Here is a 14009-nt window from a genome sequence, read left to right as displayed (position 1 = left end):
GAGACCGCGAACGTGCTCGTGATCTCGCGAACGGGCTCGGGAAACCGCCGAAGTGGCCGTGATCTCGCGCACGTGCTCGCGGAACCGCGGAAGCCGGCCCGCGTCCGCGCCTCACCCCACGCTCTCCCGCCACGCCCGGTGCAGCTCCGCGAAGCGGCCGCGGGCGGCGATCAGTTCGGCGGGAGTGCCGTCCTCGACGATGCGGCCCGCGTCCATCACCAGGACCCGGTCGGCCGTCTCGACCGTGGACAGGCGGTGGGCGATGACCACCGCCGTCCGGCCGCGCAGGACCGTTTCCATGGCGCGCTGGACCGCGCGTTCGCCGGGGATGTCGAGGGAGCTGGTCGCCTCGTCGAGGATCAGTACCCCCGGGTCGGCGAGCAGGGCGCGGGCGAAGGCGACGAGCTGGCGCTGCCCGGCGGAGATCCGGCCGCCGCGCTTGCGTACGTCGGTGTCGTACCCGTCGGGCAGGGCAGCGATGAAGTCGTGGGCGCCGATGGCCCGCGCGGCCCGTTCCACCTCCTCGCGGGTGGCGTCGGGGCGGCCGATGGCGATGTTCTCGGCGACCGTGCCGGAGAACAGGAACGCCTCCTGGGTGACCATGACCACCGCGCGGCGCAGGTCGGCGGTGGACAGGTCGCGCAGGTCGACGCCGTCGACGCGGACGCTGCCGGTACGGGAGTCTTCCGTACCCGGGCGGGGTGACGAGCCGGAAGAGGGGTCGTAGAACCGGGCCAGCAGCTTGGCCAGGGTGGACTTGCCGGCGCCGGTGGAGCCGACGACGGCGACCGTACGGCCCGCGGCGAGGGTCAGGTCGAAGCGCGGCAGCACCTCGCCGCCGGTGCGGTAGGCGAACCGTACGCCGTCGAAGGTGACCTCGCGGCCCGGCAGCGCGCCGGGCCGGTCCGGCAGTGGCAGCGCAGTGGTGGGCTCCGGGACGCTCGGGCGCTGGGCGAGCAGCCCGGCGATCTTCTCCAGCGAAGCGGCGGCGGACTGGTAGGAGTTGAGGAACATGCCGAGGCGGTCGATCGGGTCGTACAGGCGGCGGAGGTAGAGCACCGCGGCCGCCAGCACCCCCAGCGCCAGGCTGCCCGAGGCCACCCGGTACGCGCCCCACAGGACCAGCGCGGCCACCGCGACGTTGGCCACCAGGCGCGAGGAGACGACGTACCGGGCCATCTCCAGTACGGCGTCGCCGTTGGTGCGCTCGTGACGGCCGTTCAGGCGGGCGAACGCCACGTCGTTGGGCCGCTCGCGCCGGAACGCCTGCACCGGGCGGATGCCGTTGATCGTCTCCGCGAACTTCACGATGACGGCGGCCATCGCCGACGACTTCACGCTGTAGACACGCTGGGAACGGCGCTGGAAGGAGCGGACGAGCAGATAGAGCGGCCCGGCGGTGGCGACGGCGGCGGCTCCCAGGCCCCAGTCGAGATAGAGCAGCGTCGCCGTGATGTAGACCGTGGCCAGGACGATGGATATCAGCTCCTGGAGGCCCTCGTTCAGCAGCTCGCGCAGCGCCTCCACGTCGGTGGTCGCGCGGGAGATCAGCCGGCCCGAGGTGTAGCGCTCGTGGAAGTCCAGGCTCAGCGCCTGGCCGTGCCGGAAGATCCGGCCCCGCAGGTCGAGCAGGACGTCCTGGCTGATCCGCGCGGAGACCCGGACGAAGACGTACTGGAGCCCGCCGGCCGCCGACGCGCAGAGCAGGTAGGCCGCCGCCACGGCGATCAGCGGGCCGTGGTCGCCCGCCCGCAGGGCCGGGACGGCGTGGTCGATGGCGAAGGCGACCAGCAGCGGACCGGCCTGCACGGCGGCCTGCTGGAGCAGGAGGAGGACAGCCGCCGCCCAGGCGGCGCGCGTGTGCGGGCGCAGCAACGAGCCCAGCAGGCTGCGCGAGGCGCCCTTGGCGGTGGGCAGGAAATCCTGGGCGAAGGCGTCGGGGGTGGGGTCAGAGGTGGTGTCGGGGGGCGTGTCCGGCGAGGCGCCGGGGGCGGGTCCCGGGGTGGCGGGGGCGGCCGGGGGAGGGGACGGCCGGCGGGACGTGCTGTCGCCGCCGTCCGGGGCGTCGTCCGTGGCCTTGCCCGTACCGGTGCTCGTGGTCATCGCACGCTCTCCCCTTCGTGCCGGGCGGTGCCCGCGCCGTCCGCCGTGCCGGACATCAGCGCCGCGTACTCGGCGTTCTCGCGCAGCAGCTCGTGGTGGCTGCCGACGGCGGCTATCCGGCCGCCGGACAGCAGCGCCACCCGGTCGGCGAGCAGGACCGTGGACGGACGGTGGGCGACGACCAGGGCGGTGGTGGTCGCCAGTACCTCCCGCAGCGCCGCTTCGACCAGCGCCTCCGTATGGACGTCCAGCGCGGACAGCGGATCGTCCAGGACCAGGAAGCGGGGCCGGCCGACCACCGCGCGGGCCAGCGCGAGCCGCTGCCGCTGGCCGCCGGACAGGCTCAGCCCCTGTTCACCGACCTCGGTGTCCGGGCCGTCGGGGAGCGCGTCCACGAACCCGTCGGCCTGGGCGACGCGCAGCGCCCGCCGGAGGTCGTCGGGGCCGGCGCCTTCCCCGCCCATCAGGACGTTCTCCGCGACGGTCGCGGAGAACAGGGTCGGCTCCTCGAAGGCCACCGCGACCCGGGCGCGCAGTTCGTCGCGGGGCAGCGCCGTGATGTCCGTGCCGTCGAGGGTGATGCGGCCGCCGGTCGCGTCGTGCAGCCGGGGGACGAGCGCGGTGAGGGTGGTCTTGCCGCTGCCGGTCGCGCCGACCAGGGCCATCGTCTCGCCGGGGCGGATGTGCAGGTCGATGCCTTGGAGAACGGGCGGGGCGTCGGCGGGGGCGTCCGGGTGGCGGAAGGTGACGCCGTGGAACGCGAGGCCGGTGGCGCCGGGGCCGGTGACGGGCGTCTGCTCCGCCGCCTTCCGGGCGTCGTCCCGGTCCGCCACCGGCTCGTCCAGGACTTCGAAGTACCGGTCGGTGGCGGCCGCCGCGTCGTTGCTCATGGCGAGCAGGAAGCCGATCGACTCCACCGGCCACATCAGGGCCAGGGCCGTGGACAGGAACGCGACGAGGGTGCCGGCCGACAGGTCCCCGTCGGCCACCTGGACCGTGCCGAGCACCAGCGCCGCACCGAGGGCCAGCTCCGGCAGCGCCATGATGCAGGCCCACAGGGCGGCCAGCAGCCGGGCCTTGCGCAGCTCGGTGGTGCGCAGCCGGGCCGTCAGCTCCCGGAAGGCGCGGGCCTGGCTGCGGTGCCGCCCGAACCCCTTGACGATCCGGATGCCGAGGACCGACTCCTCGACGACCGTGGTCACGTCGCCGACCTGGTCCTGGGCCCGCCGCGCGGCCACCGCGTACTTCGCCTCGAAGACCGAGCACAGCACGATCAGCGGCACGATGGGCGCCAGCAGCACCAGCCCCAGCGACCACCGCTGCACCAGCAGGATCACGCAGCCCACCAGGATCGTGGTGGCGTTGACGATCAGGAACGTCAGCGGGAAGGCCAGGAAGAGGCGCAGCAGTTGCAGGTCGGTGGTGCCCCGGGACAGCAGCTGCCCGGAGGCCCAGCGGTCGTGGAAGGCGACCGGCAGCCGCTGCACGTGCCGGTACAGGCTGTCGCGCATCGTGGCCTCGACGCGCGCCAGCGGCCGCGCGACCAGCCAGCGCCGCAGCCCGAACAGGCCCGCCTCCGCGAGGCCGAGCAGGAGCAGGTACCCGCCGCCCAGCCAGGCCCCGCCCGGGTCCCGGTCGGCGATCGGCCCGTCCACCAGCCATTTGAGGACCAGGGGGATGACCAGCCCGATGCAGGACGCGAGCACCGCCACGAACGCCGCCGTGAACAGCCGCGCCCGCACCGGCCGTACGAAGGGCCACAGCCGCAGCAGGGAGCGCACGGCGGAGCGCCGGGCCGGTGGGCGTGGCCGGCCGGCGGAGTCGGGTCCGGGCCCGACAGCGGGGCCGGGTCCGGGGTCGGGGTCGGGGTCGGTAGCGGGTCTGCCGGGCTGCTGCTGTCGTGTCACCTTCGCTGTATCGGCCATCGGTACCGAGAGTACGTCCCGCCACTGACATCACTCACCGGGTTTTCGCCCTGACCCGCGCGGCAGTTGGGGAAGCGGAGGCCTCAGCCTGTCGGCGGAGCCGTCACTCCGGCCACCACACGCAACAGCAGCACCGACCGCTCGGGGACGGTGAGCCGGACGCCCGCGCGCAGCGTGGTCCCCGGCGGCCCGTCCTGGTCCTCCAGGGAGGTGTCGACGACCAGCTCGTACGCGTCGGCCCAGGGCGGCCCCGGCAGGGTGCAGGCGGCCGGGCGGTGGCCGGTGTGCAGGACGGCGAGGAAGCTGTCGTCGGTGACCGGGCGGCCTTCGGGGTCGCGTTGCGGAATGTCGGTCCCGGAGAGGTACATGCCGAGGGTGGGGGTGGGCTCGTACCAGTCCCGCTCGGTCATCTCCGTGCCGCGCGGGGTGAACCAGGCCAGGTCGCGCAGACCGTCCGGGCGCTGCGGGCGGCCGGAGAAGAACGCCCGGCGGCGCAGTACGGGATGGTCGCGGCGGAGCGCCATCAGCCGGGACGCGAGGGTGGCCAGCGCCCGCCATCCCGGGTCGTCGAGGAGCGACCAGTCGACCCAACTGGCCGCGTTGTCCTGGCAGTACGCGTTGTTGTTGCCGCCCTGCGTACGGCCCATCTCGTCACCGGCGACCAGCATCGGGACCCCGGTCGACAGCAGCAGGGTGGTGATCATGTTGCGCAGCTGGCGGCGGCGCAGCGCCTGTACGGCGGTGTCGTCGGTCTCGCCCTCCACGCCACAGTTCCAGGAGCGGTTGCCGTCGGTGCCGTCCCGGTTGCCCTCGCCGTTGGCGGCGTTGTGCTTGTGCTCGTACGAGACCAGGTCGCGCAGGGTGAAGCCGTCGTGCGAGGTGATGAAGTTGACCGAGGCGTACGGGCGGCGGCCGCCCCATGCGTAGAGGTCGCTCGACCCGGAGAGCCGGTAGCCGAGGTCGCGTACGTCGGGGTGCGCGCCGCGCCAGAAGTCGCGCACGGTGTCGCGGTAGCGGTCGTTCCACTCCGTCCACAACGGGGGGAACGCGCCGACCTGGTAGCCGCCGGAGCCCACGTCCCAGGGTTCGGCGATCAGTTTGACGCGGCGCAGCACCGGGTCCTGGGCGATCACCGCCAGGAACGGCGAGAGCATGTCCACGTCGTGCATGGAGCGGGCCAGCGCCGCCGCGAGGTCGAAGCGGAAGCCGTCCACGCCCATCTCGGTGACCCAGTAGCGCAGCGAGTCCGTGATCAGGCGCAGCACGTTGGGCTGCACGACGTGCAGGGTGTTGCCGCAGCCCGTGTAGTCGGCGTAGCGGCGGCTGCCGTCCGCCAGCCGGTAGTAGCCGCGGTTGTCGATGCCCCGGAAGGACAGTGTCGGGCCCAGCTCGCTCGCCTCGGCGGTGTGGTTGTAGACCACGTCCAGGACGACCTCGATACCGGCGTCGTGCAGGGCCCGCACCATCCGCTTGAACTCGCCGACCTGCTGTCCGCGGGTCCCGGAGGCGGCGTAGGCGGCGTGCGGCGCGAAGTAGCCGATGGAGTTGTAGCCCCAGTAGTTGCGCAGGCCGCGGCGGAGCAGGTGGTCCTCGTGGGCGAACTGGTGCACCGGCATCAGCTCGACGGCGGTCACGCCGAGACGGGTGAGGTGGGATATCGCGGCCGGGTGGGCGAGGCCCGCGTACGTACCGCGCAGCTCCTCGGGGACGTCCGGGTGGAGCATGGTGAAACCGCGTACGTGCGTCTCGTACAGGACGGTGTCGGACCAGGGCGTCTTGGGCCGCCGGTCGTCCACCCACTCGTCGTCGCCGTCCTCCGGGGCCTCGTCGGCGACGACGACGCCCTTGGGCACGTACGGGGCCGAGTCGCGGTCGTCGCGCACGGTGTCGGCGACGTGCTGCTGCGGCCAGTCGCGTACGTGCCCGTACACCTGGGCGGGCAGCGTGAACTCGCCGTCCACGGCGCGCGCGTACGGGTCCAGGAGCAGTTTCGCCGGATTCCAGCGGGCACCGGTCCACGGGTCCCAGCGGCCGTGCACCCGGTAGCCGTAGCGCTGGCCGGGGCGCACACCGGGCAGGAAGCCGTGCCAGATCTCGTGCGTCAGCTCGGTGAGCGGGTGGCGGGTCTCGCGGTCCTCGTCGTCGAAGAGGCACACCTCGACGGACTCCGCGCCGCCCGCCCAGAGGGCGAAGTTGGTGCCCGCCACGCCGTCGGGGCCCGTACGGCAGCGGGCCCCGAGCGGCTGCGGGCTGCCGGGCCGTACCGGCACGGGGAGCGGAGCGGCCGGGTCCGCCGCCGCGGCCGCGTCCGGCGCGGGGGCCCGGCGGGGCGGCCGGTCGGGGGGTACGTGGACGCGGTGGCCGTTGACGGGCGCGGTGCCGGCCGCGGGTGCCGCGCCGTTCCCGGACCCGGTGTCGTACCCGGGCTCCGTGCCGTCGCCGGTCTCCGTACCGTTCCAGGACTCCGTACCGTTGCCGGGCTTCCTGCCGTTCCCGGTCTCCGTGCCGCTCCCGGACTCCGTACCGTCCTGCTGCCCGTCCCGCAGGCCGTCCTCGCCCCGCACGTCCCGTACCGACTCCTGTTCGGGTGCGCTCGACACAGGCCAGCCTCCCGCGGCTCATGGCTCGGTCGGACGGGACCGCGCGGCGTCCCGGCCGCGCACCCGGCCCGTCCTCCCCTGTGTTCTTCCCGCAACGGGCCGTCGCCTCACGTTTCCTCGGCGGCGGGGGCCTCGTTGGTCTGTCCGTGACCTATCGCGGCGTGACATATCGGGACATGGAGTGGCGGATCCTGGTAGGGCGGACTCCCGGACGGGCCGCCTCCGTACCTTCCGTACCGGCTCCTACCGTGCGGCGGACCCCGGAGGGGAACCGTCCGCCGCGGCCGCTCCACCGGGGCAGGGGGCCGTCCTCCGTGACGGCCGCCACCGTCGCCGTCCTGACGGCCGCCGTGGCGCTGGCCGGGTGCGGGTTCCCCGATGCGGTGACCGGGGGCAAGCCGCGGTCACCGAAGGAGGCGATCAGGGTGACTCCGGGGGACGGCGCGAAGGACGTACGGGACACCGACCGCATCGCCGTCCGGGTGCCCGACGGGCGGCTGGAGCGGGTCGCCGTCAGCCGCATCGAGGACGACGGCAGTACGCCGGTACCGGGCCGGATCACCCCGGACGGGCTGAGCTGGCGCCCGTCCGGGACGGCCCGCCTCGCGCCGGCCGCCCGCTACACGGTCGACGCGGTGGCCATGGACGGGCACGGGCGCCGCACGGCCCGCCACACCACCTTCACCACCTTCGTACCGCCGCACCGCCTCGTCGGCTTCTTCACGCCCGAGCACGGCGCCACCGTCGGCACCGGCATGATCGTCTCGCTGGAGTTCAACCGCCCGGTCGCCGACCGGGCGGCCGTCGAGCGCGCCGTCTCGGTCACGGCCCGGCCCGCCACCGAGGTCGCCGCCCACTGGTTCGGCGCCCGCCGTCTGGACTTCCGGCCGCGCACCCGCTGGCGGCCCGGTACGCGGGTCTCGATGGACCTGCGGCTGCGCGGCGTACGGGCCGCCCCCGGGGTGCTCGGGACGCAGCGCAAGCAGATCCGGTTCAGGATCGGCCGGGATCAGACCAGCCGGGTTGACGCGGCGGCGCACACGATGACGGTGTGGCGCGGCAGCCGGCGGCTGGCCACGCTGCCGGTGACCGCCGGCAGCCTCACCAGCCCCACCTACAACGGCAGGATGGTGATCCTGGAGCGGCACCCGGTGACCCGCATGGACGGGGACACGGTGGGCTTCGGCGGTGAGTACGACATCCCGGACGTGCCGCACGCCCTGCGCCTGACCACCTCGGGAACGTTCCTGCACGGCAACTACTGGGCGCCGCCGCGTACCTTCGGCGGTGCCAACACGAGCCACGGCTGCATCGGGCTGCGGGACACCCAGGGCGGCGGCCCGGACACCCCGGCCGGCTGGTTCTACGAACGGTCGCTGGTCGGTGACGTCGTGGAGGTCGTGAACTCCCGGGACCGGGTGGTCGCGCCCGACAACGGCCTCGGTGGCTGGAACATGCCGTGGCGGAGGTGGCGGGCGGGCTCCGCGCTGCGCTGAGAGGCCCCGCGGGACGAAGGCTTTTCCGGCCGACTTCGGGGCGAACCGGACTCCCTTCCGTGCGATCCCGCCCCACGCATATCACTTGAGGCCGAACGGTGACATCGCCGGGTGAAGCCACTGTCAGTGGGGTGTGGTTATCTATCGGCTGAGCGTGCGTGGGTAGATATGCGCGTACGGGGGAGTGCGGGCCGGGCGAGGGAACAAAGGGGCCAGTCGTGGACGTGCAGCAGGGGCAGCCGGTGGCGGGGGCGCGGCGGGCGGGGCCGTCGAGGAGCGGCGGGGTGCTCGCGCTGCTGCTGTCGGCGCTGCTGATACTCGTCACCGCCTGCGGCGGGAGCGAGGACAAGAAGGGCGGCGGGACCGATCCGGACAAGCAGCCCTCGCAGGCCAGTGTCACGATCACGCCGAAGGACGGCGCCAAGGACGTGGCCACCGACGGCGCCCTGAAGGTCAGCTCCTCGCGGGGCCGGCTGACCTCGGTCAAGGTCCAGGACGACAAGGGCAATCCGGTCGAGGGCAAGGTGACCGGCGGCTCGGTCTGGCAGCCCGCCGGCAAGCTGCGCGCCGCCACCACGTACAAGGTCGACGCGGTCGCCGTCGACGACCAGCTGCGCGAGTCCGCCCGGCACGCGACGTTCACCACCCTGGTCCCGGAGAACACCTTCGTCGGCCGGTACACCCCGGAGGACGGCCAGACCGTCGGCGTCGGCATGCCGGTCTCCATCAACTTCACCCGCGGGATAACCGACCCCGAGCGCGTCCAGCAGGGCATCAAGGTCACGGCCGAGCCCGCGGTGCCGATCGCCGGTCACTGGTTCGGCAACGACCGCCTCGACTTCCGCCCCGAGACGTACTGGAAGCCCGGCACGAAGGTCACGCTCGACCTCGACCTCAAGGGCGTCGAGGGCCGGCCGGGCGTCTACGGCACGCAGACCAAGCACATATCCTTCACGATCGGCCGCAGCCAGGTGAGCACGGTCGACGTGAAGGCGAAGGAGATGTCCGTCGTCCGCGACGGCAAGAAGATCAAGACGATCCCCGTCACCGCGGGCGGGCCGGGCACCGAGACGTACAACGGCCAGATGGTGATCAGCGAGAAGCACGAGGTCACCCGGATGAACGGGGAGACCGTCGGCTTCGGCGGCGAGTACGACATCGCGGACGTGCCGCACGCCATGCGGCTGAGCACGTCCGGCACGTTCATCCACGGCAACTACTGGTCCGGCCGGTCGACGTTCGGCTCCCGCAACGCCAGCCACGGCTGCATCGGCCTCTTCGACCAGCGCGGCGGCGGGGACAGCTCCACCCCGGCCGCCTGGTTCTACGCCAACTCGCTGATCGGCGACGTGGTCACGGTCAAGAACTCCCACGACGAGACGATCGCGCCCGAGAACGGCCTCAACGTGTGGAACATGTCCTGGGAGAAGTGGCGGTCCGGCCGGTAGGCGCGGACTGACCGGGAGGCGTGGTCGGGTCCGGCCGGCGGCAGTGGTCCGATCGGTGGCTGCGGTCCGGCCGGTGGCTGCGGTCCGGCCGACCGGCGTGGCCCGGCGGCGGCGGGGGCGGCGGTGGGCGCGGCCCGCCACCGTCGGCGTCCGTACCGTTGACCGAAGGGCGCCGGTCCGCACCGCGTTAACGCGGACTAACCTGCCCTCATGACTGTGAACTTCGAGGTCGCCGAGGGCGTCGGCACCATCCGCCTGGACCGCCCGCCGATGAACGCACTGGACGTCGCCACCCAGGACCGGCTGCGCGAGCTGGCCGGGGAGGCCACCCGCCGCGACGACGTGCGCGCCGTCGTCATCTGGGGCGGCGAGAAGGTGTTCGCGGCCGGCGCGGACATCAAGGAGATGCAGAACATGGACCACACGGCCATGATCGAGCGCGCCAAGGCCCTGCAGGACTCCTTCACCGCCGTGGCGCGCATCCCCAAGCCCGTGGTCGCCGCCGTCACCGGGTACGCGCTCGGCGGCGGCTGCGAGCTGGCGCTGTGCGCCGACTTCCGGATCGCCGCCGACAACGCCAAGCTGGGCCAGCCGGAGATCCTGCTCGGCCTGATCCCGGGGGCCGGCGGCACCCAGCGGCTGGCCCGGCTCGTCGGTCCGTCCAGGGCCAAGGACCTGATCTTCACGGGCCGCCAGGTACGGGCCGACGAAGCGCTCTCGCTCGGCCTGGTCGACCGGGTCGTGCCCGCCGCCGAGGTGTACGAGCAGGCGCACGCCTGGGCGGCCCGGCTCGCGGCCGGTCCCGCCGTCGCGCTGCGGGCCGCCAAGGAGGCCGTCGACGCGGGTCTGGAGACCGACCTCGACACCGGCCTGACGATCGAGCGCACCTGGTTCGCCGGGCTCTTCGCCACCGAGGACCGGGAAATCGGTATGCGCAGCTTTGTCGAGGAAGGGCCGGGTAAGGCCAAGTTCCGCTGAATTGTGGCTGGTTGGCGGGGCTGCTGAGGTGTGGCTGACGATCGATGCCTCGTGTGGGGGAATTGCAGTAAACGCCGGAACGCCCCGGAGGGGGCGCGTCCGCCGTGCACGTTCATCGGGTAGGCACATGAGGTCACCGCAGGTCAGCATGGATTCGGCCGGGTTCCCCCTGCCTTCGGCATATGCCAAGGCAGGGGTCCGGAACCGGGCGTTCCGGGCAGGGCATTCCATCGGTTCCGCCCCCGTGACCCCGCGGTAACAGCCATGATGGGGGGCATGGCGGGCCTCGAAGGAATGGAGCAGCCGCGGCCGCGGAGCGGCTCGGCCGCCGCACGCTGGGGACTTCCCGAAGGTCTTCCCGGTGCGCGCGCCCGGAGTGGTCCGCCCGGCGGCGACCCCGCCGCCCGGGCGCTGGAACTGGTGGGTGACCCCACGCTGGACGAGGTACGCCTGCCCTCCCGCCCCGAATCGGCCTTCACCGCCCGCCGGCTGACCCAGTCCGTCCTCCTCAAGCGGTGGAACGTCTCCCAGCAACTGACGGAGCATGCCGTCCTGTTGGTGTCGGAGCTGGTCGGCAACGCCGTCCGGCACACCGGCGCCCGCACCTTCGGGCTGCGGATGCTGCGCCGCCGTGGCTGGATCCGGATAGAGGTCCGCGACCCGTCCCGCGGCCTGCCCTGTCTGATGCCGGTCCATGAGATGGACATCAGCGGCCGCGGCCTCTTCCTCGTCGACAAGCTCTCCGACCGCTGGGGCGTGGACCTGCTGCCGCGCGGCAAGACGACCTGGTTCGAGATGCGGGTCATCGACCGCTGAGCGGTTGTGGCGAGTGGGTTCCGTAGCGGCCGTGAAACGCGACTGGGGCCCTCCCGCGCTGTACGCGGGCGAGGCCCCAGTGTCGACCGCCGGCGGGCGAAAGGGGTGTACCCGCGGGGTCAGGACGACCGTGGCCCGGGTCAATGGGGGGTCGCTGGAACCGACTATCGCAGGCCGGTCGCGACCTTGCCAAAGCGGCAATTGCGGACAAAAGCCATCGAAGGTTGATCAAACGATGCGCGATCAAAGGTGAGCTACGACACCAGCCTTGCATTTAGTGGTTAGGTAATCGATTCCCTCTATGGTTATGCGGACAAGAGCATGGCTTATGCAGGTAACTCGGCAGTGGCGAACGGTGGTCGGTAGCGGGACATCGGGGCCACGGTCCGTAGGATGGGCGGCCGCACACCGGTGCGCCCCGGTGCGCGCCCGGCAGAGGGAGACGGAAGGAGGCCCGGGGCATGGAACGCGTACGCCGTTCGGCCGCCGTGACCCTGCTGCTCCTGCTCGCCGTCACCTTCGCCCCCCTGCTGTGCCGGGTGGGCGGCGTCCCGGCGACGCCGGCCCTGCCGGCCGCCGTGGCTCAGGCCGCCGTGGCGCAGACCGCCGTGCAGGCGGGTGACGACACCGCGGCCGGCCCGGTCGCGCACCAGGCCGTCGCCCAGTCGCCGAAGAAGTGCTCCGGCCAGCACGCCCCCAGCCAGAACGAGTCGGTCCCGGTCCCCACCCCGAACCGCGGTGAGCCCCTGGCGCCGGCCGCCACCGCGCCCGCCCCGATCGCCGTCGCGGCACCCGCCTGCTTCGCGCCGGCCCGCCCGCCCACCGGCACGGCCCCGGCCACCGATCACACCGCGCTCCTGCCCGTACTGCGGATTTAGGCCGCTGCCCGTCAGCCCGGCCCGACCTCCTTCTCACCCAGTACGTCTGGAGCATCCCCATGCCCACTTCCTCGTCATCCGCTTCACCCACCCGCAAGATCGCCGCCATCGGCGCCGTCGTCGCCCTGGTGGTGGCACTCGTCGCCATCGGCATCGCCGTCGGCAAGGCCGTCGAGGGCGGCTCCGACAGCGGCACGGACGCCCCCCGCGCCGCCGCCTCCGTCTCTCCCCAGGAGGACGACGGCCAGCAGAAGCTGTACGACCAGCTCGCGCAGCAGACCAGCCGGCGCACGGAGGGCGACCCGCTCGCCGTCGGCAAGAAGGACGCCCCGGTCGTCCTCGTCGAGTACGCGGACTACCAGTGCTCGTTCTGCGGGCGCTTCACCCGGGAGACCCAGCCCGAACTGATCAAGAAGTTCGTGGACGACGGCACCCTGCGCATCGAGTTCCGCAACTTCACCATCTACGGCGCCGACTCCGAGCGGGCCGCCCGCGCCTCGTGGGCCGCGGGACAGCAGGGCAAGTTCTGGCAGCTGCACGACGAGCTGTACGCCAAGACCAACAAGGGCAGCGCCCTGGCCGAGGACAAGCTCGTCGAGATGGCCCGCAAGAGCGGCGTGGCCGACCTCGACCGGTTCCGCAGCGACCTGAACGGCGCCGCCGCCGAGGCCGCCCTGAAGAAGGACCAGAACGAGGGCTACGGGATCGGCGTCCAGTCCACGCCGTCCTTCCTCGTCAACGGCCGGCCCATCGCGGGCGCCCAGCCCACCGCCGTCTTCGAGCAGACGGTCCGCCAGGCCGCCGAACGGGCGAAGAAGGCCGGTAAGGCCGGTAAGGCGGACGGCGCGGCCGAGGGCTCCGGCAAGGCGGAGGAGCCGGCGAAGTGACGGACATCGGTTACCTCGCCGCCTTCCTCGGCGGCGCCCTCGCCCTGCTCAGCCCGTGCAGCGCGCTGCTGCTGCCCGCCTTCTTCGCCTACTCGCTGTCCAACCCGGGCCGGCTGCTGGCCCGTACCGGCGTGTTCTACCTGGGCCTCGCCACCACCCTGGTCCCGCTCGGCGCGGCCAGCACGGCCACCAGCCGGCTGTTCAACGGCCACCGGGACCTGCTCGTCGCCATCGGCGGCTGGGTGGTGATCGCGATGGGCGTCGCCCAGATCTTCGGCCTGGGCTTCGCCTTCAAGCGGGCCCAGCAGGCCGCGGCCCGAATCACTCCGCGCTCGGCGGTGTCCACGTTCCTGCTGGGCTGCGTCTACGGCCTCGCGGGCTTCTGCGCCGGGCCGATCCTGGGCGCGGTGCTGATGGTCACGGCGGTCAGCGGGTCGCCGGTCCACGGCGCGTCCATGCTCGCCGTGTACGCGCTCGGCATGGCCCTGCCGCTGTTCGTGCTCGCCTTGCTCTGGGACCGGTTCTCGCTGGGCAGCCGGAGCTGGCTGCGCGGCCGGGAGTTCGGTGTCGGGAAGGTGCGGCTGCACACCACCTCGCTGGTGTCCGGTCTGTTCTTCATCGGCATCGGCGTACTGTTCCTCGCCTTCAACGGCACCAGCGCACTGCCCGGCATCCTCGACGCGGACGCGGAGGTGCACGTCGAGGAGTGGGTCTCCCGGGTCGGGAACGCCGTACCGGATTACGTCCTCGTCGCCCTGGTGGCGCTCGTCGTCGCGGGCGTACTGGGACGTATCGCCCTGCGCCCGGAGAAGAAGCGGCAGGACTGAGCGCCCCGGCGCACGGCACGTCCGCACGCCGGCACGCCATCCCGCAACGCC

The 14009-nt window shown here is 72.9% G+C and carries 10 protein-coding genes; 7 read left to right on the top strand and 3 right to left on the bottom strand.

Annotated features, from left to right (window positions below; translation table 11 throughout):
* Positions 1-111 precede the first annotated feature (111 nt).
* The 3 genes from OEIGOIKO_RS12805 to glgX form a co-directional block, all read right to left on the bottom strand.
* Positions 112-2103 (bottom strand): ABC transporter ATP-binding protein, encoded by a 1992-nt coding sequence (locus OEIGOIKO_RS12805; protein WP_125054150.1) that lies wholly within the window; start codon positions 2101-2103, stop codon positions 112-114.
* Positions 2100-4028 (bottom strand): ABC transporter ATP-binding protein, encoded by a 1929-nt coding sequence (locus OEIGOIKO_RS12800; protein WP_246177324.1) that lies wholly within the window; start codon positions 4026-4028, stop codon positions 2100-2102. The genes OEIGOIKO_RS12805 and OEIGOIKO_RS12800 overlap by 4 nt, the downstream gene beginning before the upstream one ends.
* An 83-nt stretch (positions 4029-4111) precedes the next feature.
* Entirely contained in the window at positions 4112-6298 is a 2187-nt protein-coding gene (gene glgX / locus OEIGOIKO_RS12795) for a glycogen debranching protein GlgX (RefSeq protein WP_125058659.1), read from the bottom strand.
* Positions 6299-6942: 644 nt separating this feature from the next.
* Here glgX and OEIGOIKO_RS12790 point away from each other — a divergent pair.
* The 7 genes from OEIGOIKO_RS12790 (at position 6943) to OEIGOIKO_RS12760 (ending at position 13958) form a co-directional block, all read left to right on the top strand.
* Positions 6943-8124 (top strand): L,D-transpeptidase, encoded by a 1182-nt coding sequence (locus OEIGOIKO_RS12790; protein ID WP_170251697.1) that lies wholly within the window; start codon positions 6943-6945, stop codon positions 8122-8124.
* A 224-nt stretch (positions 8125-8348) separates the two neighbouring features.
* Positions 8349-9572, top strand: coding sequence for a L,D-transpeptidase (locus OEIGOIKO_RS12785; RefSeq protein WP_246177991.1), 1224 nt, complete (start codon positions 8349-8351; stop codon positions 9570-9572).
* Positions 9573-9782: 210 nt separating this feature from the next.
* Positions 9783-10550 carry an enoyl-CoA hydratase/isomerase family protein gene (locus tag OEIGOIKO_RS12780; RefSeq protein WP_125054148.1) on the top strand — a complete coding sequence of 256 codons (768 nt, stop codon included), beginning with the start codon at positions 9783-9785 and terminating at the stop codon, positions 10548-10550.
* A gap of 264 nt (positions 10551-10814) precedes the next feature.
* Positions 10815-11366 carry an ATP-binding protein gene (locus tag OEIGOIKO_RS12775; protein ID WP_125054147.1) on the top strand — a complete coding sequence of 184 codons (552 nt, stop codon included), beginning with the start codon at positions 10815-10817 and terminating at the stop codon, positions 11364-11366.
* Between the two features lie 461 nt (positions 11367-11827).
* Positions 11828-12244, top strand: coding sequence for a hypothetical protein (locus tag OEIGOIKO_RS12770; RefSeq protein ID WP_125054146.1), 417 nt, complete (start codon positions 11828-11830; stop codon positions 12242-12244).
* Positions 12245-12303: 59 nt separating this feature from the next.
* Complete coding sequence (locus tag OEIGOIKO_RS12765) at positions 12304-13131, top strand: DsbA family protein (RefSeq protein ID WP_125054145.1); 828 nt, start codon at positions 12304-12306, stop codon at positions 13129-13131.
* Complete coding sequence (locus OEIGOIKO_RS12760; RefSeq protein WP_125054144.1) at positions 13128-13958, top strand: cytochrome c biogenesis CcdA family protein; 831 nt, start codon at positions 13128-13130, stop codon at positions 13956-13958. The genes OEIGOIKO_RS12765 and OEIGOIKO_RS12760 overlap by 4 nt, the downstream gene beginning before the upstream one ends.
* The last annotated feature ends 51 nt before the right edge of the window (positions 13959-14009 follow it).

Origin of the sequence: Streptomyces paromomycinus (assembly GCF_003865155.1) — a bacterium.
In the GTDB taxonomy this organism is placed as follows: domain Bacteria; phylum Actinomycetota; class Actinomycetes; order Streptomycetales; family Streptomycetaceae; genus Streptomyces; species Streptomyces chrestomyceticus.
Note: the sequence above shows the minus strand (reverse complement) of the source record. Positions and strands in the feature narration are given on the sequence as shown.